Consider the following 23,283-nt stretch of genomic DNA (forward strand, 5'->3'; position numbering starts at 1 on the left):
ACGACGATGGCAGAGCCAGACGTAAGCGCAGGTCAATCGAACAAGAAATCCGGCTCGCTGATGACGATCATCGGCATCGCCGTCCTGACCCTGCTCGGCGCCGGCGGCGGCTGGGCGGTCGGCACGATCGTCGCGCCCAGCATCAAGGGCGCCAAGGAGGTCGAGCAGGCCAAGGATGCCGAGGCGAAGAAGAAGGCCGAGGAAGGCCTGGCGCGCATCTCGACCGAGGCCAACAACGTCGTCCAGCTCGAGCCGATCACCTCGAACCTCGCCTACCCCTCCGAAAACTGGGTGCGACTCGAAGTCGCGCTGCTGTTCAACGGGCCGCCGGATGTCAAGGTTTCCGAGGATATTCACCAGGATATCCTCGCCTATATTAGGACCGTTTCCCTCCAGCAGATCGAGGGACCGCGGGGCTTTCAATATCTCAAGGATGACATACAGGAACGTGTTGACCTTCGCTCGCAAGGGCGGGTATCGAAGGTCATGTTCAGGACATTTGTCATCGAATGATTCGTCTCATAGTTTTCCTTGCCGCCATGATGGCGGTACCGGAACTGGCGGTGGCACAGCAGCTGCCGACTGACTTGTTGAACGTGCCAGTCGATGGCTCCGTCGCCGCCTGGATCATCCGCACATTCGGCCTGCTGACCATTCTTTCGGTCGCGCCGGGCATCCTGATCATGGTGACGAGCTTTCCGCGCTTCATCATCGCTTTCTCGATCCTGCGTTCAGGGATGGGCCTCTCCTCGACGCCCTCCAACATGATCCTCCTGTCGCTGTCGCTGTTCATGACCTTCTACGTCATGTCGCCGACCTTCGATCAGGCCTGGCAAAACGGTGTGCAGCCGCTGCTTGCCAATCAGATCAACGAGACCGAGGCGGTCCAGCGTATCGCCGAACCCTTCCGCACCTTCATGGCGGCCAATACCCGCGACAAGGATCTGGCGCTCTTCGTCGATCTGGCGCGCGAACGCGGACAGAATATCCAGACGACCGATCCGATCGACTACCGCGTGCTGATCCCGGCCTTCATGATTTCCGAGATTCGCCGCGGCTTCGAGATCGGCTTCCTCGTCGTGCTGCCGTTCCTCGTCATCGACCTCATCGTCGCGACCATCACCATGGCGATGGGCATGATGATGCTGCCGCCGACCTCGATCTCGCTGCCTTTCAAGATCCTCTTCTTCGTGCTGATCGACGGCTGGAACCTGCTCGTCGGCAGCCTTGTGCGCTCGTTCAGCTGACCGGCTGCCGCTGCTTGATGTTCGCCAATGAGAAAACCCGCCGGATCGCTCCGGCGGGTTTCTAATTATGCAGCCATTCAAAGTGCTGCAGCGTGTCCGTTGCGCGTCTGAAACGACGCGCAACGGAGTGCGGATCGAAAGCCTCACTCAGCCGCGAACGGCGCCGTGCGCGGCGGCAGCGCCGGAATGTCCATGTGATCGGGTTCAAGACCCTGCTTGGCGCGCTCGGCCATGATTTCATAGGCCTGCTCCAGATGGTCGCAGAACCGTTCGGCATCGAAGAGCGGCGCGATATAGCGCTTCTCCTTCAGGTGCGCCTTATATTCGGCGATCCGCCCGGGATTCTCAGCCAGTTCGACTGCCATATCTTCATAGGCCTGTAGGTCGGGCGCGACGAGATCGGGCAGGTCGATGGCCCTGAGCAGGCTCTCGCTGACGCGTGACGCGAAGTTGGTGCCCTTGACGGTCAGGACCGGCAGGCCGCCCCAGAGCTGCTCCGAGGTGGTCGTGTGGCCATTGACCGGGAAGGTGTCGATGCCGAGGTCGGCTGCCTGCTGACGGTCGATATGTTCTTCATAGGGCGCGCGCGGGCAGAAGATGATCCGCTTGGCGGAGATGCCGGCCGTCTGGAATTGCTTCAAGAGGTTCGCCTGGTTGCGCGGCGTATTTGCCATCAGCCAGAGCACGCTGTTCGGCGCACGCTTGAGAATGCGGCACCAGCTGTCGATCGTCTCCGGCGTGATTTTACGATTGCCGTTGAAGGACGCAAAGATGAAGGCCTCTTCCGGCAAGCCGAGCTTTTCGCGAGTGACGGGGCGGGGCTTCGGGCGATGCATCGGGTCGTTCGGCTGGTAGCTCTCCGGCAGACGGCAGAATTTCTCATGGTAGAAGGGCTTGGCCACCTCGGGCAATACCGAATGGTCGCCGATGACGTAGTCGAGATCGATATTGACCGTGCTGCCGGGGAAGCCGAGCCAGCCGACATGCACCGGCGCGAGCGGCAAATTGAAGGCCGACGCGCGGCTGCCCGAAGTGTGGCCCTTCAGGTCGACCATGATGTCGATATTATGCTCGCGCACGGCTGCCAGCATCCCCTGGTCGGAGAAGCCGTGAACGGTGACGATCCGGCCCCAGCGGCTGCGGTCGGTATTGTTGTGCTTGAGGTACTCCGGGCCTGTATGGCAGAAGAGCGTCACCTCGAACCGGTCCTTGTCGTGCAGTTCGAGGATGCGCTGCAAGAGCTTCATCGTCGCGTGGCGATCCCAGAAGTCCGATGACATGTAGCCGATCCGGATCTTGTCCGACCAGCTGTGCGGCTGGTTGCGGCGGAAGGCCACCCGTTCCGGGTTGAGAGGAGTGGTGCCGATCGTCGCATAGCGGTTGAAATCCTCATTGCCGCACCAGTGCAGATGATAGAACGGGTTATCCTTGCGCAGGATCTCGATATCGCCCTTGGTGAGTGAGGCGTCGATCACAGCCTGATGTTTGCTCGCCTCCTCGAACTCATTGAATTCGCGGGCGAAAACCAGATGCAGAAAGCGGAATGCGAGATTGCCTGGAAACCGCTTGAAGAGGTTGCGCGAGAGGCTCTGGTTGGTTGCGTCGTTCAGATCGTCGCTCAGAAGCAGGGCTGCCAGGCGCATATGATCGGGATTGGCACTCTGCGACAGCACCGTCTTGAAGGGGCGGATGATATCGCGCTGCTGCCGCTTCAGATAGATCGCGGTGATGATGAAGGCGAGTTCCGCGTCTTCCTGCGCCTTGCTAAGGTTTCGCATGGCGATCAGCAGCGCGTCGTCCTCACTGCCGGTCTCGTAGTGCAGCTTGGCCGCCTGTTTCTGGTATTCGTAGGAATTCGGTCCTTCGCAATTGCCGGCCAGGCCATAGGCTTTCGCGGCATCGGCCTTGAAGCCGAGCTGCACGAGGTTCTTGGCCAGCAGCGCATAGGTCTTGGCGTCCTGCTGGATATCCATCAACTGGTTGAGCGTCGCCAAGGACTGTGTGTAGCGGCCCATCTGGTAATCCTTGGATGCCGCAGAGAACGAAACTTTGCTGTTCAAAACCCAACTCCGTGAAGGAAATGTTCTGGCGTCGATCGCCGAGGCACGGACAGGCCGTCCTCCGCAAAACGGGCGGATCGGTCCGATGGTGCTATCCCGGCGCCTGCCACATTGGCATTCGAAGCTTGCTTGAAACCGGTGCGCTTGATGAACCGCTGTTTTCGCCGGGGAAATGCCGACTTTTGCCTAGGGAAAACGCTTGGTTTTCAAGGGAACTAGAATGCCAAGGAATATATTCAGCATGCATTAACTATGCCCTGCGAGGAGCCGGCTCAGGGCCTGTATTTTTAAGGAGTTGGCAAGCATTGGCTGCGAGATTGCCCTGGACATGACGGGTTTGGGCCAAACAAAACAGGCGCCGAGTAGCATGAAGCTGGTCCGTCATCGCCGGTACTATAGTCCGGTATGTCCTCCTTTTTGTATCTTGTTTTCCAGGGGACAGACTTATGACAAGCATTAACACGAATTCTTCCGCAATGGCCGCTCTCCAGACGCTGCGTAGCGTCAACCAGGGCCTCAACCAGACGCAGAATCACGTTTCGTCGGGCTATCGCGTTGAAAAGGCTTCCGACAACGCCGCTTACTGGTCGATCGCAACGACCATGCGTTCTGATAACAAGGCTCTCTCGGCCGTCTCCGACGCTCTCGGCATGGGCGCTGCCAAGGTCGACACCGCTTACACCGCCATGGACAGCGCCATCGACGTCGTCGGCGACATCAAGGCCAAGCTCGTTGCCGCCACTGAAAACGGCGTCGACAAGGCCAAGGTCCAGGAAGAAATCAGCCAGCTGCAGGAGCAGCTCCTGAGCATCGCTCAGTCGGCTTCCTTCAACGGCGAAAACTGGGTTGCCGGCGCTGACAGCACCACCAAGAGCGTCGTTTCCTCCTTCGTCCGCGACGGCTCCAACGCCGTGTCGATCAAGACGACCGACTACGTTCTCGACAGCGGCTCTGCGGGCAACGTTCTGTTCGGCATGAGCGGCGGCTCGGTCGAAACCTCCACGGGTATCCTCGGTACTTCGAGTGGTGCAACCGGTTCGATCTACGCGATGGACATCACCAGCTTTACGTCCGGCCAGATCCAGTCGGCTCTGACCAATGTTGAAGCGGCTCTGAAGGCCATGACCAGCGCCGGCGCTGCTCTCGGTTCGCTCTCCAGCCGCATCGACGCTCAGGACGACTTCGTGTCCGCTCTCAGCGACTCGATCGACTCCGGTGTCGGCCGTCTCGTCGATGCCAACATGGAAGAAGAATCTTCCAGGCTCAGCGCCCTGCAGACCCAGCAGCAGCTGGCGATCCAGTCGCTGTCGATCGCGAACTCCTCTTCGCAGAACATCCTGTCGCTCTTCCGCTAAGACCGGTCGGCACAAGGCTTCCAAGTTTCGCGGCCGGGTCATCCCCGGCCGCGAAATGTTTTAACATAAGGTTAATGAAAAATCTTCTAAGCCTCAGATATTTTTAGGTAATTTCCAATCTCGTTTTAGCTTTCCTTAACTATCTTGGTGTTTTCTAGGCCCATCGAAACGGCGAGTTAACCTTAACAGAGATGGTTAACAGGCATGATGCTGATCGCTGTGGGCCGGCCGAAAATCCGGAATGTCCCTTCTTAAAATCTGCCAACAAGGGGCAAGCAAACTATGACGAGCATCAACACCAATAACGCTGCAATGGCAGCTCTCCAGACTCTCCGTGGCATCAACCAGGGTCTCCAGGAAACCCAGGCTCACGTTTCGTCCGGCTTTCGCGTCGGCAAGGCTTCCGACAACGCTGCTTACTGGTCGATCGCAACGACCATGCGTTCTGATAACAAGGCTCTCTCGGCCGTTTCCGATGCTCTCGGCCTCGGCGCAGCAAAGGTCGACACCGCTTACTCCGCCATGGATAGCGCCATCGACGTCGTCGGCGACATCAAGGCCAAGCTGGTTGCCGCCACTGAAAGCGGCGTCGACAAGGCCAAGGTCCAGGAAGAAATCAGCCAGCTGCAGCAGCAGCTGATGAGCATCGCGCAGTCGGCCTCCTTCTCCGGTGAAAACTGGGTTGCCGGCGCTGACGGCACCAAGAATGTCGTTTCGTCGTTCGTCCGCGACGGCTCCAACGCCGTTTCGGTCGTGATGACCGACTATATTCTCGACGACAGCTCCACGGGCAACGTTCTGTTCGGCATGAGCGGCGGCTCGGTCGAAACCTCCACGGGTATCCTCGGTACTTCGAATGGTGCGACCGGTTCTGTCTACGCAATGGACATCACCAACTTCACCCTCGGCGAAATCCAGTCGGCTCTGACCAACGTTGAAGCGGCTCTGAAGGCCATGACCAGCGCCGGCGCTCAGCTCGGCTCGATCTCCAAGCGCATCGAGCTGCAGGAAAACTTCGTGTCCGCCCTCAGCGACTCGATCGACTCCGGTGTCGGCCGTCTCGTCGATGCCAACATGGAAGAAGAATCTTCCAAGCTCAGCGCCCTGCAGACCCAGCAGCAGCTGGCAGTCCAGTCGCTGTCGATCGCGAACTCCTCTTCGCAGACCATCCTCACGCTGTTCCGCGGCTAATAGCCCGCAGAAACATCGGCCCGCCGGCCTCCGGCGGGCATCTCGGAATCGAGCCGCGCTTCAATGGAGCGCGGCTTTTTTTGATTCCCGTTAACTGTTGATTAACCATAATGCTGTCTTCTGCGGTCAACGAGACGGAGAGTTAACCAAATTTAAGAACCGGTTAACAGGCATGAGGCTGCTTCCCGTTCCCGGTGGCTTTCCGGAATGTCCCTTTTTTCCACATGCCGACAAGGGGCAATCATTTCATGACCAGCATTTTGACGAACGTCGCGGCGATGGCCGCTCTTCAGACACTCCGCGGTATCAACGACAGCCTTGAGACTACGCAGAACCACGTATCGTCGGGTTACCGCGTCGAAAAGGCAGCCGATAACGCCGCCTACTGGTCGATCGCAACGACCATGCGTTCCGACAACAAGGCACTTTCCGCCGTTTCCGACGCTCTCGGCCTCGGCGCTGCCAAAGTCGACACCGCTTACTCTGCCATGGACAGCGCCATCGACATCATCAGCGAAATCAAGGCGAAGATCGTCGCCGCGACCGAAAAGGGCGTCGACAAGACCAAGATTCAGGAAGAAATCGGCCAGCTGCAGCAGCAGCTCCTGAGCATCGCGCAATCGGCTTCCTTCTCCGGTGAAAACTGGGTTGCCGGCGCTGACGGCACCAAGAGCGTCGTTTCCACCTTCGTGCGCGATGGCAACGGCAATGTCTCGGTCAAGACGACAGACTACATCCTGGACTCGAGCTCCACGGGCAACGTCCTCTTCGGCATGACCTCGACTGGCACGATTGAGACCAGCTCCGGCATTCTCGGCACATTAAGCGGCACGATCGGCTCGATCTACTCGATGGACATCAGCACTTTCGGCTCGGCTGAGATCTCGATGGCCCTGACGTCAATCGAGGCCGGCCTGGAGGCGATGACCAAGGCTGCATCGCAGCTCGGCTCGATTTCCACTCGCATCGATCTGCAGGAAAACTTCGTCAGCGCGCTCAGCGACTCGATCGACTCGGGCGTCGGCCGCCTCGTCGATGCCGACATGGAAGAGGAATCGAGCAAGCTGACGGCGCTGCAAACGCAGCAGCAGCTGGCCATCCAGTCGCTGTCGATCGCCAACTCCAGCGCTCAGAACATCCTCACGCTGTTCCGCAGCTAAATCAGAGGCTGAAGCTGGACCCAATCTTGCGCCGTCATCTGGCAGCAAGCGTAAAGTCTCCCGGACCGCGCCCGAAATGGCGCGGTTCTTTCTTTTATATCAACGGCTTGATCGACATGGCGATCGGCGCGCCACGCTCAGTGCTGCGCTCTTGCCCAACAGGTTGATATCGAGTTACCTTCGCCTGGAATTGATTTGCTTTTGCGACACGCCGGTAGAAACCCTGCCGGAGGCATGATGCCACCTCAGTCGCCGCCGGCAATCCGGCCTGCCTTTTCACCCCGATTCCGAGACCTGTCGATGACCGTTAAGATTACCAGCGCGGCCGCGGTGAATGCGCTTGCGGTGCTGCGCAGCATCAACAAAGAAGCCAGCCAGACCCAACAGCAAGTGTCCTCGGGATATCGCATCGAGACGGCCGCCGACGACGCGTCCTATTGGTCGGTCGCGACCGTCATGCGCTCGGACAGCACCAATCTCGGAACGATCGGCGATGCGCTCGGTCTCGGCGCTGCCAAGGTGGATGCGACCTACACGGCGATGAACTCGGCGATCGATCTCATAGGCGATATTCGCGCCAAGCTGGTTTCGGCAAGAGAGCCCGGCGCCGACAAGGACAAGATTAACGCCGAGATCAGCGAATACAAAGAGCAGTTGCAGACGATCGTTGAATCGACGTCGTTTGCGGGTGAAAACTGGCTGTTGAACGGCGACACCGCTGCGCCGCCGACATGGCAGGTCATTTCGGGCTTCGTGCGCGCTCCGACCGGCGAATATCAGGCCCAGACCATCGATTTCCCATCCTCGCAGACCATTCTCGTCGACAAGAACAATGCGAGCGGCGGCCTGTTGACCAAGTCGGTCGATGCCAACGCGATCAACAACAGTGGTGCGACGTCGCGCAACTACTACCTTTTGAACGCCAACTCGACCACGCCGGCGACGGGTACGGAAATTGCGATCGACAACAACACGACCGGTGAGCAACTTACCGACATGCTTGACGTCACCGACGCGCTGCTCTCCTCGCTGACGACGACGGCCGCGTCCATCGGCGTGATGAAGACGCGCATCGACGATCAGATCGACTATACCGCCGATCTGGCCGATTCGATCGACAAGAGCGTCGGCGCGCTCGTCGACACCGACATGGACGAGGCTTCGATCCGGCAGAAGGCGATCGAGACCCAGAAGCAGATGGCGGTCGAAGCGATCTCGATCCTCAACACGGCCGCAAGCAAGATCCTGATCCTGCTGGAATAGGGGCGGGCGCGATCACGGGTGGCGTCGGCGCCATTCATCCTCGCGCAAGTTTGACTGCCTAGTTTCCGGCATGAAGGCATCGTCCGAATCCGTGCCGGCGCAAGGTCAGGCCCTTGTCCGTTCCGAAGGGGATGTCGGCGCGCAAGGTCACTTTGAGCGGGGGCGGGCATGCTGCATGCTTCCCGAATGCTGGATGGTTTTTTATGAGCATTACGCTTTCCCGGTATTTGAAGGATTTCGGTGAACCGGAATCGTCAGCGCCGATCCTCGACATGAACGATTTCGGCGGCGACGATTTCCCCGAAATGCCGAGCGAACCGGCGATCGACGTCGAGGCGGAGCGCCGCGAAGCCTATGTGGAAGGTCATGCCGCAGCGACCGTGGAATTGACCGAAAAATACGAACGCGAGGCGCGGACGCTGGCGGAGGTCCATGCGCGAGAACTCGAGGAACTGAAGCTTCGCTACGAGGTCGAGGCGGCGGCGGTCATTGCATCCCGCATCCGCGATATCGCCGAAGAGGTCGCTCAGCTGGTCAGCGCCGGCGCCGCTGAGGCCATCGCGCCTGTGATGACGGACGCGCTCGCGGCCAAGGCTGCCGAAAGCCTCGCCGCCCTGCTGCGTGATGCGATCCTCGAAGGCGCGGCCGGAGCGATCGTCGTCAGGGGCCCGACCCGGCTTTTCGACATATTGAAGGTCGAGCTCGGCGAACATGCAGGCGCGGTTCGCCACTTTGAGACCGACGATATCGATCTTGCCGTCGAAATCGGTGATTCCGTCATCGTCACCCGTATGTCCGCCTGGGCGGCCAGCTTGAAGAAAGTTCTGGAATGAGCGAAGGCGAAAACCACCACCACGGCAAGAACGAGATCATCATCGTCAAGAGACATGGCGGCGGTGATCACGATGGCGCCCATGGCGGTGCGTGGAAAATTGCCTATGCCGACTTCATGACGGCGATGATGGCGTTCTTCCTGGTCATGTGGCTGGTCAATGCCGCCAACGAGGAGACCAAGGCCTCGGTCGCGACCTATTTCAATCCGATCAAACTCTCCGACGAAAAGCCGACCGAGAAGGGCCTGAAGAAGCCCGTCGACAACGCCGAGGGCGAGGAGAGGCAGGAGAAGTCGAAACAGAAGGAAGAAGATCCGAACGACGGCAAGGCCGCGGCGGATGGTGACGACCAGACATCGACCTCCGGCGACCAAACCAATTATTCCGAGGCCGATTTCTTCGAAAACCCTTATTCGGTTCTCGCCGAGATCGCCCAGGAAGTCGGCCAGCAGGCCAATGTCAGCGCCAAGGGCGATGGCGGTGCCGCCGATTCCGGCCCGGCCACCGGTGCCGATGGCGGCGAGGCCTATCGTGATCCCTTCGATCCGGACTTCTGGACGAAGCAGGTCGAGGTCACGACGGCCGGCAAGCCGCTACCGCCCGGCAAGAGCGACGAGCAGGCGGTCGAGAGCGAGACGACCGAGATCGCCAAGCTTGAGGACGCCAAGCCGATACCGCTGACCACCGATCAGAAGGCCGCCCAGGAAACCAAAGAAACCAAGGAAACCAAGGGCGCGGCCGAGGCCAAGGACGGCAAAACGCCGGGTAGCAAGTCGCACGAAGACAAGAAGGCCGAAGCTCAGAAGGACGCCGATCATCAGAAGGATGCGGACAAGAGTGCCGCCGAGACCGAGCAGCAGCAGCAGAAGGAAGCCGAGCAGCTGCAGGCGCAGATCGCCCAGCAGATCGGCGGCGTTGCCGGCAAGCTCGCCGAAGGCCTGACCGTGACGGCGTCCGAAGGCGGATTGCTGGTCAGCATCTCCGACCAGACCGACGATTCGATGTTCAATATCGGTTCTGCGGTTCCGCGCCAGGAAATGGTGCTCGCCATGGAAAAGATCGGCGCGATCCTGAAGGAGAGGGGTGGTGCGGTTGCCATCCGAGGCCACACGGACGGTCGCCAGTATAAGGGCACGCAGAACGAGAACTGGCGGCTTTCGATGGACCGCGCTCAGAGCGCCTACTACATGCTCATGCGCGGCGGGCTCGACGAGAAACGCATCTCCCAGGTCTCCGGCTTTGCCGACCGTCGGCTGAAGCTGCCGTCTGACCCGTTCAACGCGACCAACCGCCGGATCGAAATTCTGGTGCAGGCGGATCAAGGATAGTCGAATGGCGCGTCGGCAGCATCGTTACGTCGGATTTGTGGCTCTCGGCCTGGCGATGCTTTCGCCGGCCGCAGCCAATGCGCAGGATCCGGACGATCTCGCGCCCTACAAAATGCTGCGGTCGCTGCAATTCGTGCAGGATTCCGTCGTTACCGGCGATCATTCGGCCGGTGAGATGCAGCGCTTCATGCTGGGCACGATCGACACGCGGCTGCGCACCGTCGAACCGTCGATCTTCGACGACGACCGCAATGTCGACGCAGCGCTGATCTACACGATGAGCGGCGGTAATCCCCAGACGCTCGAATATCTGATCGCCCACGACGTCAACGGCTATTTCGACAACCGCGTCACCGATGTGCTGCGCAAATATCTGAGCGGCAAGGGCCTCCTCGTCGCCAAGACGCTGCAGGAGACGGCTAGGGAATATCGCGACAAGAAGATCGGCCCCTACCTTGCGCTCATCGGCGGCAACGTGCTGATCGCGACGAAACCGACAGACGCGCTGGATCTCTACGATCAGGCGCGCCTTGCCGCCCCGGGCACGATCGTCGAGGAGGCGGCGTTGCGGCGCTCCGTCGCCATTTGCGTCGACAAGGGGATGCTCGACAGGGGAATGGCCTATTCGCAGCGCTATGTCAGACGCTTCCTGCATTCGCCCTATGCCAGCCAGTTCGCCGATCTTTTCGTCACCCTCGTCGTCGGCCACGATCACGACGTGAAACCCCAGGATGTCATCGACATCCTGTCCTTCATGGACGCACCGCGCCAACGCGAGGTTTATCTGCGCATCGCCCGCGCCGCCGCGATATCAGGCAAGCCGGAGCTGGCGCGCATGGCGGTCGGACGCGTGCAGTCGCTTGGCGGCGGCACCGACAATGCTTTCGGTCCGCTCGCGGATTTCTATGGCGGCATGGCAGGCCTTCCCACGGAGGATATCGATCAGGCAGCAAAGAATGTCAGCGGCATCGACGGCAACGCGCTGTCGCGGCGGGATCAGGCGCTGCAGGAGGCGGCGCGATCCGTTGCCGAGCAGATCCTGCGCGCTCCCGACCCGGCAAGCTTGACGCAAGCCTCCAATCCTAACACTGATCATCAAGAAATCACTTCTGAAAAGGCTGCGGCGATAGCCACGCAACCGGGAGCGCCAGGCGCGCTTCCCGAGCCTGTTCCGGGAGGTGTGGCATCGACTGGCCAAAGCCAGGATACCGACCCCTCATTCAACGCATTTGTGACGACCAATCGATCCAAGCTCGACGAGATCGACGGTCTTCTGGCGCAAGAAGGCAACGAACAATGATGGATATAAGCGTCTCGGGCGGAGCCTCCGGTACGGAGACGGCTGCGGTTGCGAAATCCGCGCGACTGGCCGGAAAAGGTGATGCTGACGGCCAAAGGAACGGCTTCTTCGACGCGCTTGCCAAGGCAGGCAGCGATGCCGTCAATGACGAGCCCGACGATGCGCAGCCGGATCAGGGCGTGGCTGCCGATGGCGGCGCCGAGAAAGTGGCGCGGACGATCCGCGGCCGCAGTAGTGCAAAGCCGTTGATCGACCTCGGCGACGCCGCGCTGAAGGCACAGGCGGAGGTGCAGCCGGAAACGATTGCCAGTGTTGAAAAGGCCACGACAAAGCCCGTAAAGGCCGAGGTCAAAATGCCGGCCGATCTCGACTTCGGCAAGCTCGATCCGAAGGACAGTCTCGCAGACGGGGTCGCTCCGGCAGCAAAGGGCGGCAAACACAGCAAGGCCGACGCGCTGGAAACCGATACGGACAAGGTCAGCGGCGATGATGATGGCGGCATTTCCGATGTTCTGGGTCTGCTGAAGCAGGAGCCTGCCGACGGGACCGTGACTCTGCAGGCGGCGGCCACCGCACATCACGTCTCCGCCAAGGTCGACGAGACTGGAGCGGCCGACAAGAAACTCGATGGTATCGAAGCCAAGGCGGGCGGCCATGCGTCCGACGCTCTTGCCGCCGTCAGCGGCAACGTCGAGAGCGGCGAGGCGGATGACATCAAGGTCCCCGGATCGGAGACTGCCGAAGCGGCCGATGGCAAGACATTCAGGATCAGCCGTGCCGATGGCCGCGGCGTGTCGATGGATGTCCACATCGGCACGGATCAGGCCGCGCCGAAAAATGGTTCGAAGAAGGCCGATGTCGAAAACGTTTCGGTGCTCGAATCGCGCCGCTATATCGGCCTGATGCAGAATTCGAATTCCGCCGCCGTCACCGCCGCTCTCTCCGGCGATTCCGAATGGGCGCGCGCCATGGAGCCGAGCTCGGCGCTCTCCAACGCGGCGGAATGGACGAGCACCGGCAAGGTGGTCAATACGTTGAAGATCCAGATGAACCCGCTCGATCTCGGCCTGGTGACGGCGACCATGCGCCTGTCCGGCGACGCCCTCAACGTCGACCTCAAGGTCGAAACCGGGGCGGCCTATCGTCAAATGAAGGAAGATCACGGCAAGATTCTCGAAGCTCTGCGCAGCCAGGGTTACGCGGTCGAAAACGTCACCATCAGCATGGCGCCGGTCGAGCGTCCCGACGCCGGCAATCAGGGCCAGGCCTCCCAGCAGCAGTCGCTCCCTCAGCAGGGGCAGGGCGGCGAGGCGCGCGATCGCCAAAATCAGACGGCACAGCGGACGGACGGAGGCTTTAATGGCGCAGGCGATACCAATATTGAAGACGCTCGTTCTGGCGGCAGCAGCAGCACTGGCGGCGTTTACCTCTGAGGCGATCGCCTCCACCGGCGCCTGCGAACGCGAGATCCAGTCGGCAGCGGCCAAATACGGCATCCCGGAAGGCATCCTCTATTCGGTTGGGCTGACGGAGACCGGCCGCAAGGGCTCGCTCTATCCCTACGCCATGAATGTCGAAGGCAAGGCGATCTTTCCGCCCTCGGAGCAGGACGCGATGCGGCAGTTCGATGTCGCCCGCAGCAGCGGCGCGAAGCTCATCGACATCGGCTGTATGCAGATCAACCATTACTTTCACAGCGAGAATTTCCGCTCCGCCGAGGAGATGTTCGACCCGCATCGCAACGTCGAGTATGCGGCAAAATTCCTCCGCAATCTGCATGACCGTCACGAGACATGGACGATGGCGGTAGCCAGATACCATGCCGGACCGAACAATAATCCGGCGCAGAAGCAATATGTCTGCCGCGTCATCTCCAATCTCGTTGCCACGGGCTATGGCAAGTGGACTCTCAATGCGAGTAACTTTTGCCGAAATTGATTCAACCAAAGATGGAAGAGGCGTATTGTGACGAAACTGTGTCACAATGTGGCAGGAATCCGGCATGAATCCCCTGCGCAAGTCATATTTAACCGACCGTTAACTTTTCCACGAAATTTTGGTGTGCATAATCAGGCGTACCCACTAGATATAGATCAAATCGCTACCCAGATCTTAATCAATTATTAGTTTCTGCCATTAACTTTAACGAGTTGTCGCCGATTCGTGCGATTCGTACCCATAGATCATCGAAGTGCCACACTGATTCGGAGGCGGACGAATGATCGTAGTGGTTGATGAGCGTGAGCTCGTGAAAGATGGATACACATCTCTGTTCGGTCGTGAGGGCATTCCCTCCACCGGCTTTGATCCAGCGGAATTTGGCGAGTGGGTGCAGACCGCCGCCGATTCCGATATAGCTGCAGTCGAGGCCTTTCTGATCGGTCAGGGCCAGCGCAACTTCGAACTGCCCCGGGCGATCCGGGACCGGTCGATGGCGCCGGTGATTGCGGTCAGCGACCAGCACTCGCTCGAAAACACTCTTGCGCTTTTCGATTGCGGCGTCGACGACGTGGTGCGCAAACCGGTGCATCCCCGCGAGATCCTCGCAAGGGCGGCAGCGATCCGGCGCCGGCTGAAGGCGATCACCAATTACACCGAGATCGGCGGGATCCGCGTCTTCTCGGATGGTCGTGACCCCGAGATCAACGGCGAAGTCTTCGCACTTCCTCGCCGCGAGCGCCGCATCCTCGAATATTTGATCGCCAATCGCGGTCGCCGGGTCACCAAGACCCAGATCTTCAACGCCATCTACGGCATCTTCGATGAAGAGGTCGAGGAGAACGTCGTCGAAAGCCACATCTCGAAGCTGCGCAAGAAGCTGCGCAAGAAGCTTGGCGTCGATCCGGTCGATTCCAAGCGCTTCCTTGGTTACTGCATTGATTGGGCCTGATTTTCTCGGCCGGGCGACGGCGCCCGGCTGAACCTCAAAGTTGGCCTCGCAACTCGCCATGACAGACAGCTTCACGCAAGGCCCGACAAATACTCTCGTGCATAACAGGTAAAACGAGGTTTTCAGATGAGCATTTTCGGCAGCATGAAGACGGCAGTATCGGGGATGAACGCTCAGGCCAACCGCCTCAGCACCGTCGCCGACAACATCGCCAACGTTAACACCACCGGTTACAAGGCTGTGTCGACGAGCTTCTCGTCGCTGGTTCTGCCCTCCTCGGGCGGCAATTACAATTCCGGCGGCGTTCAGACCTCCGTCCGCCAGGCCGTCTCCGACCAGGGCGATATTTCCTACACCACGTCGAGCACCGATCTTGCAATCTCGGGCGACGGCTTCTTCATCGTCCAGGGTCCTGACGGCACGCCGGTTCTGACCCGCGCCGGCGACTTCACCAAGGACGACGAAGGCAATCTCGTCAACGCCGCCGGCTTCATGCTGATGGGCTATTCCTACGACTCCGGCGCTCCAGCCGTCGTGGTCAACGGCTTCGACGGCCTCGTTCCCGTCAATGTCAACCAGGATGGCCTGACCGCTATCGCCTCGACATCCGGTGTCTTCAAGGGCAACCTGGATTCCAACGCCAAGGTCGCTCCGGTTGCTCCTGCGACGCTGCCGAGCGACAACTTGGCCACGACGACGACCGACACCAAGAAGGTCTCGATGGTCGCCTATGACCGTCTCGGCAACAAGGTGATGTACGACTTCTACTTCACGAAGCAATCGGTCGTGACACCGCCGCCGGCGACAGGTACGGCCGCCACCTGGCAGGTTTCGATCTACCGCAACGCTGACGCAGCGGTGGGCGGCACGACCTCCTTCCCATACGCCCCCGGTGGTGCCGCTGCCGCTGTCGGCACGGGAACGCTGACCTTCGACCGCGATGGCAAGATGCTCACGGGCGGCGCCGTTAACATCGCCGATACGGTGACTGGCCAGACGATCGCCATGGATTTCTCCGGTTTCACCCAACTCGGCGCCGCCTTCTCCGGCACCGGTACGCCGAACGGCCAGGCAGCGACCCCCGTCAAGGACGTCACGATCGACGGCGACGGCATCGTCTACGCCAAGTACGAAGACGGCAGCACTAAGCCGCTTTATCGTATTCCGCTGGCCAACGTCGCAAGCCCCGACAAGCTGACGCTGATGAGCGGCAACGTCTACAGCGCCAACGGCCAGTCGGGCGTCACCGTCACCGGCTTCCCGCAGACCAACGGCCTCGGCACGATCAAAGCAGGCGCTCTCGAAGGTTCGAACGTCGACCTCGCCGGCGAACTCACCGAGATGATCGAATCGCAGCGCAGCTATACCGCCAATTCCAAGGTGTTCCAGACGGGATCCGACATTATGGACGTTCTCGTCAACCTCAAGAGATAAGCAAGGTACCGGGTAAGCCATGTCGCTCACATCCGCACTTAATACCGCGCAGAATATATTCAACAATACGGGCACTCAGAGCAGTGTCGTATCGAACAATATTTCGAATGCGGGCAACAAAGATTACGTGCGCCGGCAGGCGATGCTCACCACGTCCTTGAATGGCGCGCAGGTCGTCAAGATCGACCGCGCGCAGGAAGAGGCGCTGCTGCGCCAATATCTCAAGACATCCTCTCAGGACAGTGCCCAGCAGGCATTGCTCGGCGGTCTTGAGGACCTCAAGTCGATCGTGGGTGGCAACGACTACGAAACGTCGCCATCCACCTATCTCGGTGTTTTCCAGCAGAAGCTTCAGGCCTTCCGCACGACGCCGGGCAGCACCGTCGCCGCTCAGGGCGCCATCACCGCCGCGCAGGACGTCGCCAACTCGCTGAACAATGCCTCGCAATCCGTTCAGAACGTCCGCGCCACCGCCGACAAGCAGATCGCCACCGACGTCGATAAGCTGAATACGCTTCTCAGCGACTTCGAGAAGGCCAACAATGCGGTGAAGACCGCCACGGCCTCGGGTGCGGATGCATCCGGCGCCCTCGACGAGCGTGAGAAGGCTCTCAAGCAGATTTCGCAGATCGTCGGCGTCAACGCAACGACGCGCGACAATAACGACATGGTGCTGAGCACGTCTGACGGGACGATCCTCTTCGAGACGATCCCGCGCAAGGTGACGTTCAAGTCTCAGGATGTCTATACCGCGACCATCACCGGCAATTCGGTCTATGTTGACGGTGTGGCACTTCCGCGCGGCAGTGGATCGACGACGACGGGGCAGGGAAGCCTTCAGTCTCTCCTCCAGGTGCGCGACGAAATCGCCCCGAACTTCCAGAAGCAGCTCGACGAAGTCGCCCGCGGCCTGGTCTCGCTCTTCAAGGAGCAGAATACGGTAGCCGGTCCGGCCTATGTGCCCGGCCTCTTCACCTGGAGCGGCGGTACGGTCGATACCGGCGCCACCGCGGTTGCCGGCATGGCGGCGACCATCACGATCAGCAGCCGCGTCATCACCTCGCAAGGCGGCGATCCGATGCGCCTGCGCGATGGTGGCGTCAACGCCACCGGCCTCGTCCTGAACACGTCAGGCGCCAGCGGTTATACGACTGAACTCGATCGTCTCTATACCGCATTGGGCTCCGACATCGATTTCGATCCAGCGGCGGGGACGCCGGTCGGGTTCGACGCCACGACCGGCATCGATTCAAACGTCAGCATCATGGAATTCGCCACGAATTCGCTTGGCTGGCTCGAACAGTACCGCAGCAATGCCACGACGGCGGCGGAGAACACCTCGGCGGCGCTGTCACGCTCCGACGAAGCCTATTCCAACGAGACGGGCGTCAACCTCGACGAGGAGCTGACGTTGCTCCTCGACATAGAGCAGTCCTACAAGGCGGCGACCAAGATCCTGAACGCCGTTGACGAAATGTTGAAGTCATTGCTGGATATTGCGAGTTAAGCCATGAAGAGCTCATTTATTTCAAGTTCGGCCATTCAGAATGCGATGCGGTTGACGATCCGTCAGGCGCAGAACCAGATGACGAAGGCGACGATGGAAGCGACGACCGGAGTCTATGCCGATATCGGCGTCTCGCTCGGTGGCAACGCCGCCAGGAGCGTCGACTTCAGCCGCGAGGTCGACCGGATAGCCTCGATCAAATCAAGCAATTCGCTTGTCACCGCGCGCATGGAATCCTCGCAGCTTGGCCTTTCCAAGATGAAGGATGTCGGCGACGGCCTCGTTTCGAAGCTGACGGCGCTCCAGGGCAGCCACGATCCCGGCAGCATCACCGTCGCCATCCAGTCGGCGACCAGCGCCCTGTCCACGATGATGGACACGGCCAATACCATGGTAAACGGCGAATATCTGTTCTCGGGCATCAACACCGATGTGCAGCCGCTGACAGACAAGACGGCCGCGACGAGTGCTGCCATCGTCACGCAGTTGAATGCCTACGCTGCCGCTCTTGTCCCCCCGAAGGCAGTCAAGGATCTGACCGGCGCCGAAATGAGCACCTTCATCACCACGACGGTAGAGCCGATGTTCAACCAGGCTGCCTGGACCGATCCGACGACCGGTTGGTCGCAGGCATCGAACCAGAATATGACGAGCCGCATCAGCAACTCCGAAGTGATCGAATCCTCGACCAATGCCAATTCCGAGGGCATGCGTTACTTCGCGCTTGCCTCGGTGATGGCCTCGGCACTATTGGGTCAGAACCTGAGCAGCGATGCGATGAGCACGGTGTCCAAGCAGGCGATCAGCTATACGGCGAAGGCAACCAGCGGTCTGGTCACCCAGGCAAGCCAGCTCGGTCTTTCCCAAGAGCGCGTCAAGAAGTCGAACGACGCTCTCGACGCTCAATCGAACATCATCAAGAACAAGCTTGTCGATCTCCAGGGCGTCGATCCTTACGAAGCCTCGACCCTCGTCAAGACTTTGGAAACGCAGCTTGAAACCGCTTACACGATCGTCTCGAAGATCCAGCAGTTGAGTCTTGTAAACTACCTTTGATGAGCAAAGGCGCGCAATAAAGAAGGATGCATGAATGTATCAGTTCTCATATGCCGAAGTCATGCAGGACTCGGTGGCCGACGCGAAAGAGCGGGAATGGCAGGTTCTTGACCGGTCCATAGATCTGCTGTCGTTGGCGCGCGAAAAGGAAAAATACGGCCGGGAAGCCATTGAAGCCCTGTTTTATACACGCCGGGTCTGGATCAGCTTCATCGAGGATCTCAAACATCCCGACAACCAGCTGGAGATCGGGCTCAGGGCCAACCTCATCTCGATCGCGATCTGGATATTGAAGGAATGCGACAGGATCAGAAAACGTCAGTCTAATAACTACCAGGGCATCATCGACGTTACCACCATCATCAGGGATGGACTTAAATGAAAAGTACACTTCGCATTTCTCTGAAAGCCGGAGAAAGAATCTTCATCAACGGCGCCGTCCTGCGCGTCGACCGCAAGGTCGCGCTGGAATTCCTGAATGATGTGACGTTCCTTCTCGAAAACCACGTCCTCCAGCCGGAGGGCGCCACGACGCCGCTGCGTCAGCTCTATTTCATCGCGCAGATGATCCTCATCAACCCTGAGGGCAAGGACCACTCGACGGCGTTGTTCCGCAAGTCGATCACCATGCTGCTCTCCTGCTTCAAGAACGAGGAGATTCTCGCCGAACTGAAGCGCATCGATGCGCTCGTCTCGACGGGCCGCGCCTTCGACGCGCTCAAGGCGATCCGCGGCCTCTACGCGATCGAAGACAATATACTCAACAACCACGAAATGCCGCCGACGATGGTCGAGCAGATTCGCAGGGAGATCGCACCATGGCGGTAGATGCAACATCGAGCGTGAGCACGTCGAGCACGACAAGCACGACGAGCACGGCCCAGACGAAGGCGACGCTGAACTACGACAATTTCCTTCAGCTGCTCATCGCGCAGATGAAGAACCAGGATCCGACCGATCCGATGGATGCCAGCGAGCAGATGTCGCAGCTGGCAAGCTTCTCGCAGGTCGAACAGACGATCCAGACCAACACCAAGCTGGACACGCTACTGGCAAGCTCGAGCCTTACTCAGGCCAGCAGCTACGTCGGCAAATACATGGAAAGCGCCGACGGTAAGGTCAAGGGCACCATCGAATCCGTCAAGGTTTATTCCGACGGAATCATTGCGACAACCACGGCTGGCGGGAATATACTCGTGCAGGCGGGAATCACTATTGCCGACAAGGCGCCGACCACGTCGACCGACACCAGCGATACCTGATACCCACGGCGCCGGTACGCCGCATAACTCGGGTGATACCAATCAATGGCGGTCCGGCCACGGCGGGGCCGCTTCAAGGCGATATGAGGTTGCCTTCGGATGAATGAAGCTGATGCATTGGATCTGTTTCAGGCGGCGATCTGGACCGTCCTGATTGCCGCCGGTCCCGCCGTCATCGCGGCGATGGTGGTGGGTCTCGTCATTGCCTTGATCCAGGCGCTGACCCAGGTGCAGGAAGCGACACTGACCTTCGTGCCGAAGATCGTCGCGGTGCTGATCACCGTCGGGGTCACAGCACCCTTCGTCGGCTCGCAGATCTCGATTTTCACCAATCTGGTCTTCTCGCGCATCCAGTCCGGTTTCTAAGCAATTCCAGCAAAAGTGCGCAGCGGTTTTGCGTCCGGGATTGCGTAGAAACAAAAAGTTAGAGCGGTTCTACTCTTCCATGAGAAGCTGAACCGCTCTGAGCCACCTTCGCGCAAGCTTCGCCATTTAACTCTCGATCCGAATTGGGCGGGCTGCATGTCCGCCTCCTCTCATGAAGAGACGGAATCGTCATGGCGCAACCACCTGCACTCCCCCTTCCAAAAGTCGCCCCGAGCCTGCGCGATGTCGGTTTTGCCCTCGGCATCATCGGCATCATCTGCATTCTCTTTCTGCCGATCCCGCCATTCCTGATCGATATGGGACTGGCCTTCTCGATCGCCTTCTCGGTGCTGATCCTGATGGTCGCGCTGTGGATCCAGAAACCGCTCGATTTCTCGTCTTTCCCGACCATTCTGCTGATCGCAACGATGACCCGGCTGGCGCTGAACATCGCGACGACACGCGTGATCCTTTCGCATGGCCATGAGGGCCACGATGCGGCAGGCGGCGTCATCGCCGGCTTTGCAAGCCTGGTGATGTCCGGCGACTTCGTCATCGGTCTGATCGTCTTCCTGATTCTCATCACCATCAACTTCATCGTCATCACCAAGGGCGCCACACGTATCGCCGAAGTCGGCGCGCGTTTCACCCTGGATGCCATCCCCGGCAAACAGATGTCGATCGACGCCGATCTCTCGGCCGGCATCATCGACGAGAGGGAAGCCCAGCGCCGGCGCAGGGAACTCGAGGAGGAAAGCTCCTTCTTCGGTGCGATGGACGGCGCGTCGAAATTCGTGCGCGGCGATGCCGTCGCCGGCCTGATCATCACCTGCATCAACATCTTCGGCGGCATCATCATCGGCTACTTCCGCCACGGCATGCCGATCGGCGAAGCCGCTGACGTCTTCGTCAAGCTCTCGGTCGGCGACGGCCTCGTCGCACAGATGCCGGCTCTCATCGTTTCGCTCGCCGCCGGCCTTCTCGTCTCTCGCGGCGGCACCACCGGCTCCACCGACCAGGCGGTCGTCAACCAGTTGAGCGGTTATCCCCGTGCGCTTTCCGTCTCGGCGGTGCTGATGTTCATCCTGGCCTTGATGCCGGGCCTGCCGTTTGTGCCCTTCGTGGTCCTCGGCGGTCTTCTCGCCTTCGGCGCCTGGTTCATCCCGCGTCAGGTCGAGGCAGAGAACATGCTTCGCCGCGAGCAGGAAGAAAAGAAGGTCGTCCAGAACAAGGAACTGGAAAAGGATTCGGTCAAGGCAGTGCTGCGCACCTCCGAAATCGAGCTCGCGCTCGGCAAGATGGTCTCGACGCGCCTGCTCGGCGCCCACCAGGAACTCGCCTTCCGCGTCGGCAAGATGCGCAAGAAATTCGCCACGCAATACGGCTTCGTCGTGCCCGAGATCAAGGTGACGGACGATATCGCCATCGCCGAGAAGTCCTACCAGATCCGCATCCACGGCACGACGGTCGCTTCCAACCTGCTGCGCGTCGGCGAAGTCCTCGTCGTGACCGGCGCCGGCCGCCGGCCGAGCATTCCCGGCGACGAAATCCGCGAGCCCGCTTTCGGCATGCCTGCCGTCTCGATCCTCGAAAACTTCGCCGACGATCTGAAACGCGAGGGCTTCCAGCCGATCGACAACGTCTCCGTCGTGCTCACCCATATGAGCGAGGTCATCCGCAACAACCTGCCGCAGCTGCTGTCCTACAAGGACGTCAAGGTGCTGATCGATCGGCTCGATCCCGAATACAAGAAGCTTGCAGACGAAATCTGCTCGTCGCACATGTCCTATTCGGGCCTGCAGGCAGTGCTCAAGCTGCTGCTTGCCGAACGTGTCTCGATCCGCAACCTGCACCTCATTCTCGAGGCGGTGGCCGAGCTCGCCCCGCATGTCAGGAAGACCGAGCAGATCGTCGAGCATGTCCGCATCCGCATGGCCCAGCAGCTTTGCGGCGATCTCGCCGACAATGGCGTTCTGCGCGTGCTGCGGCTGGGCAGCAAATGGGATCTCGCTTTCCACCAGGCGCTGAAGCGCGACGCCAAGGGCGAGGTGATCGAATTCGACATCGATCCGCGCAGCCTGGAGGAGTTCAGCGAGCAGGCCACCAAAGTTATCCGTGAGTTCATGGATCGCGGCCTGCCATTCGCACTTGTCACGTCGCCGGAAACACGCTCCTATGTGCGCATGATCATCGAGAGGCTCTTCGCCACGCTCCCGGTCCTGTCGCATGTCGAACTGGCCAAAGGCATCGAGATAAAGATTTTGGGCTCTATTTCATGATAACAGACCCGCAAGGGACCGTTCTCGCGCTGTTTCTGGTTTTCTGCCGGATCGGTGGCTGTGTGCTGGCTCTTCCGGGCTTTTCCTCGGCGCGCGTGCCCCAACAGCTGCGCGTCTTCATCGCCGGCGCGCTCTCGATCGCCGTCATGCCGTTGCTCTGGGATACCGTCTATCCGGCCGTTCACACCGGTGCCGGAACCTATATCGGCCTGATCTTCAGCGAATCGCTGATCGGCGTGATGTATGGCATGCTGGCGAGAATCTACACGCTCGGCATGCAGTTCGCCGCCTCGATCACCGCCATGATGGTCGGCTACACTCAGCCGGGCTCCGCCGACGTCATCGAAGATACGCCGGAGACCAGCCTGTCGGCCTTTATCACCTTTGCCGGCATGATGATCCTCTTCATCATGGATTTTCATCACATCGTCTTCCGCGCGCTGATCGATTCCTACACGACCATGCCATTCGGCGGCATGATGCAGATGCGCGCGACGCTGATCTCCTTTACCGACACGCTGGAGCAGACCACCTACATCATGCTGCGGCTGGCGAGCCCCTTCCTGATCTACGGCCTGATCTTCAACGTTTCGATCGGTTTCATCAACAAGCTGGCGCCGCAGATCCCGGTCTACTTCATCTCCACGCCCTATCTGCTGATGGGCGGGCTCTTCCTGATCTATTTTTCGATTGCGGCGATGGTCAGCCAGTTCGGCCAGTCCTTCGGCTCGATCTATATCGGGCGATGAGGC

Annotated in this window: 22 protein-coding genes; 21 read left to right on the forward strand and 1 reads right to left on the reverse strand. The window is 59.9% G+C overall.

Annotated elements, in window-relative coordinates:
- The first annotated feature begins 6 nt into the window (after positions 1-6).
- Together B5P46_RS06235 and fliP are read left to right on the forward strand one after the other, a co-directional pair.
- On the forward strand, positions 7-513 hold the full coding sequence (locus B5P46_RS06235) for a flagellar basal body-associated FliL family protein (RefSeq protein ID WP_129417932.1): 507 nt from the start codon (positions 7-9) through the stop codon (positions 511-513).
- Positions 510-1,247, forward strand: coding sequence for a flagellar type III secretion system pore protein FliP (fliP, locus tag B5P46_RS06240; protein ID WP_003556541.1), 738 nt, complete (start codon positions 510-512; stop codon positions 1,245-1,247). The genes B5P46_RS06235 and fliP overlap by 4 nt, the downstream gene beginning before the upstream one ends.
- Positions 1,248-1,390: 143 nt before the next feature.
- On the opposite strand, the gene B5P46_RS06245 is transcribed toward fliP, so the two are convergent.
- Complete coding sequence (locus B5P46_RS06245) at positions 1,391-3,307, reverse strand: glycosyl transferase (RefSeq protein WP_129417933.1); 1,917 nt, start codon at positions 3,305-3,307, stop codon at positions 1,391-1,393.
- A 446-nt stretch (positions 3,308-3,753) separates the two neighbouring features.
- Here B5P46_RS06245 and B5P46_RS06255 point away from each other — a divergent pair, with 446 nt between their 5' ends.
- The 19 genes from B5P46_RS06255 to B5P46_RS06345 all read left to right on the forward strand — a co-directional run bounded on the left by B5P46_RS06255 (position 3,754) and on the right by B5P46_RS06345 (position 23,280).
- The gene (locus B5P46_RS06255) at positions 3,754-4,662 is read left to right on the forward strand and encodes a flagellin (RefSeq protein WP_129417934.1); all 909 of its coding nucleotides are present in this window, start codon (positions 3,754-3,756) and stop codon (positions 4,660-4,662) included.
- A 282-nt stretch (positions 4,663-4,944) separates the two neighbouring features.
- A complete protein-coding gene (locus tag B5P46_RS06260) occupies positions 4,945-5,853 on the forward strand; it encodes a flagellin (protein ID WP_129417935.1) in 909 nt (302 codons plus the stop codon).
- A 248-nt stretch (positions 5,854-6,101) separates the two neighbouring features.
- The gene (locus B5P46_RS06265) at positions 6,102-7,013 is read left to right on the forward strand and encodes a flagellin (protein ID WP_129417936.1); all 912 of its coding nucleotides are present in this window, start codon (positions 6,102-6,104) and stop codon (positions 7,011-7,013) included.
- A 300-nt stretch (positions 7,014-7,313) separates the two neighbouring features.
- The gene (locus tag B5P46_RS06270) at positions 7,314-8,276 is read left to right on the forward strand and encodes a flagellin (RefSeq protein ID WP_129417937.1); all 963 of its coding nucleotides are present in this window, start codon (positions 7,314-7,316) and stop codon (positions 8,274-8,276) included.
- A gap of 203 nt (positions 8,277-8,479) precedes the next feature.
- Entirely contained in the window at positions 8,480-9,109 is a 630-nt protein-coding gene (locus tag B5P46_RS06275; RefSeq protein ID WP_129417938.1) for a hypothetical protein, read from the forward strand.
- A complete protein-coding gene (locus B5P46_RS06280; RefSeq protein ID WP_129417939.1) occupies positions 9,106-10,437 on the forward strand; it encodes a MotB family protein in 1,332 nt (443 codons plus the stop codon). The genes B5P46_RS06275 and B5P46_RS06280 overlap by 4 nt, the downstream gene beginning before the upstream one ends.
- Before the next feature lie 4 nt (positions 10,438-10,441).
- The gene (motC, locus tag B5P46_RS06285; protein WP_129417940.1) at positions 10,442-11,737 is read left to right on the forward strand and encodes a chemotaxis protein MotC; all 1,296 of its coding nucleotides are present in this window, start codon (positions 10,442-10,444) and stop codon (positions 11,735-11,737) included.
- Positions 11,734-13,170 (forward strand): flagellar hook-length control protein FliK, encoded by a 1,437-nt coding sequence (locus B5P46_RS06290; RefSeq protein WP_129417941.1) that lies wholly within the window; start codon positions 11,734-11,736, stop codon positions 13,168-13,170. The genes motC and B5P46_RS06290 overlap by 4 nt, the downstream gene beginning before the upstream one ends.
- Entirely contained in the window at positions 13,118-13,675 is a 558-nt protein-coding gene (locus tag B5P46_RS06295; protein WP_129417942.1) for a transglycosylase SLT domain-containing protein, read from the forward strand. The genes B5P46_RS06290 and B5P46_RS06295 overlap by 53 nt, the downstream gene beginning before the upstream one ends.
- A gap of 280 nt (positions 13,676-13,955) precedes the next feature.
- A complete protein-coding gene (gene rem / locus B5P46_RS06300) occupies positions 13,956-14,627 on the forward strand; it encodes a transcriptional activator Rem (RefSeq protein WP_003545558.1) in 672 nt (223 codons plus the stop codon).
- A 126-nt stretch (positions 14,628-14,753) separates the two neighbouring features.
- On the forward strand, positions 14,754-16,061 hold the full coding sequence (locus B5P46_RS06305) for a flagellar hook protein FlgE (protein ID WP_129417943.1): 1,308 nt from the start codon (positions 14,754-14,756) through the stop codon (positions 16,059-16,061).
- Between the two features lie 19 nt (positions 16,062-16,080).
- Positions 16,081-17,568 carry a flagellar hook-associated protein FlgK gene (gene flgK, locus B5P46_RS06310; RefSeq protein ID WP_129417944.1) on the forward strand — a complete coding sequence of 496 codons (1,488 nt, stop codon included), beginning with the start codon at positions 16,081-16,083 and terminating at the stop codon, positions 17,566-17,568.
- A 3-nt stretch (positions 17,569-17,571) separates the two neighbouring features.
- Positions 17,572-18,624 carry a flagellar hook-associated family protein gene (locus B5P46_RS06315; protein WP_129417945.1) on the forward strand — a complete coding sequence of 351 codons (1,053 nt, stop codon included), beginning with the start codon at positions 17,572-17,574 and terminating at the stop codon, positions 18,622-18,624.
- A gap of 34 nt (positions 18,625-18,658) precedes the next feature.
- Positions 18,659-19,006 (forward strand): flagellar biosynthesis regulator FlaF, encoded by a 348-nt coding sequence (gene flaF / locus B5P46_RS06320; RefSeq protein ID WP_027666404.1) that lies wholly within the window; start codon positions 18,659-18,661, stop codon positions 19,004-19,006.
- Positions 19,003-19,452 carry a flagellar biosynthesis repressor FlbT gene (gene flbT, locus B5P46_RS06325; protein ID WP_003556571.1) on the forward strand — a complete coding sequence of 150 codons (450 nt, stop codon included), beginning with the start codon at positions 19,003-19,005 and terminating at the stop codon, positions 19,450-19,452. Before flaF ends, flbT begins: the two co-directional genes overlap by 4 nt.
- Complete coding sequence (gene flgD / locus B5P46_RS06330; RefSeq protein ID WP_129417946.1) at positions 19,443-19,886, forward strand: flagellar hook assembly protein FlgD; 444 nt, start codon at positions 19,443-19,445, stop codon at positions 19,884-19,886. The genes flbT and flgD overlap by 10 nt, the downstream gene beginning before the upstream one ends.
- 99 nt (positions 19,887-19,985) lie before the next feature.
- Positions 19,986-20,252: a flagellar biosynthesis protein FliQ gene (gene fliQ / locus B5P46_RS06335; protein ID WP_009992823.1), complete on the forward strand. Its 267-nt coding sequence runs from the start codon at positions 19,986-19,988 to the stop codon at positions 20,250-20,252.
- Positions 20,253-20,443: 191 nt separating this feature from the next.
- Complete coding sequence (flhA, locus tag B5P46_RS06340; RefSeq protein ID WP_064652575.1) at positions 20,444-22,531, forward strand: flagellar biosynthesis protein FlhA; 2,088 nt, start codon at positions 20,444-20,446, stop codon at positions 22,529-22,531.
- Positions 22,528-23,280 (forward strand): flagellar biosynthetic protein FliR, encoded by a 753-nt coding sequence (locus tag B5P46_RS06345; protein WP_129417947.1) that lies wholly within the window; start codon positions 22,528-22,530, stop codon positions 23,278-23,280. Before flhA ends, B5P46_RS06345 begins: the two co-directional genes overlap by 4 nt.
- Positions 23,281-23,283: the final 3 nt, after the last annotated feature.

It is taken from the genome of Rhizobium leguminosarum (genome assembly GCF_004123835.1).
In the GTDB taxonomy this organism is placed as follows: Bacteria; Pseudomonadota; Alphaproteobacteria; order Rhizobiales; family Rhizobiaceae; genus Rhizobium; species Rhizobium leguminosarum_M.

Excerpts from the sequence above, each read along its gene's own strand:
- B5P46_RS06275 (WP_129417938.1), top strand. The coding sequence starts at position 8,480 with ATGAGCATTACGCTTTCCCGGTATTTGAAGGATTTCGGTGAACCGGAA.
- B5P46_RS06345 (WP_129417947.1), top strand. The coding sequence starts at position 22,528 with ATGATAACAGACCCGCAAGGGACCGTTCTCGCGCTGTTTCTGGTTTTC.
- motC (WP_129417940.1), top strand. The coding sequence starts at position 10,442 with ATGGCGCGTCGGCAGCATCGTTACGTCGGATTTGTGGCTCTCGGCCTG.
- rem (WP_003545558.1), top strand. The coding sequence starts at position 13,956 with ATGATCGTAGTGGTTGATGAGCGTGAGCTCGTGAAAGATGGATACACA.
- flgD (WP_129417946.1), top strand. The coding sequence starts at position 19,443 with ATGGCGGTAGATGCAACATCGAGCGTGAGCACGTCGAGCACGACAAGC.
- B5P46_RS06260 (WP_129417935.1), top strand. The coding sequence starts at position 4,945 with ATGACGAGCATCAACACCAATAACGCTGCAATGGCAGCTCTCCAGACT.
- B5P46_RS06235 (WP_129417932.1), top strand. The coding sequence starts at position 7 with ATGGCAGAGCCAGACGTAAGCGCAGGTCAATCGAACAAGAAATCCGGC.
- B5P46_RS06315 (WP_129417945.1), top strand. The coding sequence starts at position 17,572 with ATGAAGAGCTCATTTATTTCAAGTTCGGCCATTCAGAATGCGATGCGG.
- B5P46_RS06290 (WP_129417941.1), top strand. The coding sequence starts at position 11,734 with ATGATGGATATAAGCGTCTCGGGCGGAGCCTCCGGTACGGAGACGGCT.
- B5P46_RS06280 (WP_129417939.1), top strand. The coding sequence starts at position 9,106 with ATGAGCGAAGGCGAAAACCACCACCACGGCAAGAACGAGATCATCATC.
- fliP (WP_003556541.1), top strand. The coding sequence starts at position 510 with ATGATTCGTCTCATAGTTTTCCTTGCCGCCATGATGGCGGTACCGGAA.
- flgK (WP_129417944.1), top strand. The coding sequence starts at position 16,081 with ATGTCGCTCACATCCGCACTTAATACCGCGCAGAATATATTCAACAAT.
- flbT (WP_003556571.1), top strand. The coding sequence starts at position 19,003 with ATGAAAAGTACACTTCGCATTTCTCTGAAAGCCGGAGAAAGAATCTTC.
- flhA (WP_064652575.1), top strand. The coding sequence starts at position 20,444 with ATGGCGCAACCACCTGCACTCCCCCTTCCAAAAGTCGCCCCGAGCCTG.
- B5P46_RS06255 (WP_129417934.1), top strand. The coding sequence starts at position 3,754 with ATGACAAGCATTAACACGAATTCTTCCGCAATGGCCGCTCTCCAGACG.
- fliQ (WP_009992823.1), top strand. The coding sequence starts at position 19,986 with ATGAATGAAGCTGATGCATTGGATCTGTTTCAGGCGGCGATCTGGACC.
- B5P46_RS06265 (WP_129417936.1), top strand. The coding sequence starts at position 6,102 with ATGACCAGCATTTTGACGAACGTCGCGGCGATGGCCGCTCTTCAGACA.
- flaF (WP_027666404.1), top strand. The coding sequence starts at position 18,659 with ATGTATCAGTTCTCATATGCCGAAGTCATGCAGGACTCGGTGGCCGAC.
- B5P46_RS06270 (WP_129417937.1), top strand. The coding sequence starts at position 7,314 with ATGACCGTTAAGATTACCAGCGCGGCCGCGGTGAATGCGCTTGCGGTG.
- B5P46_RS06305 (WP_129417943.1), top strand. The coding sequence starts at position 14,754 with ATGAGCATTTTCGGCAGCATGAAGACGGCAGTATCGGGGATGAACGCT.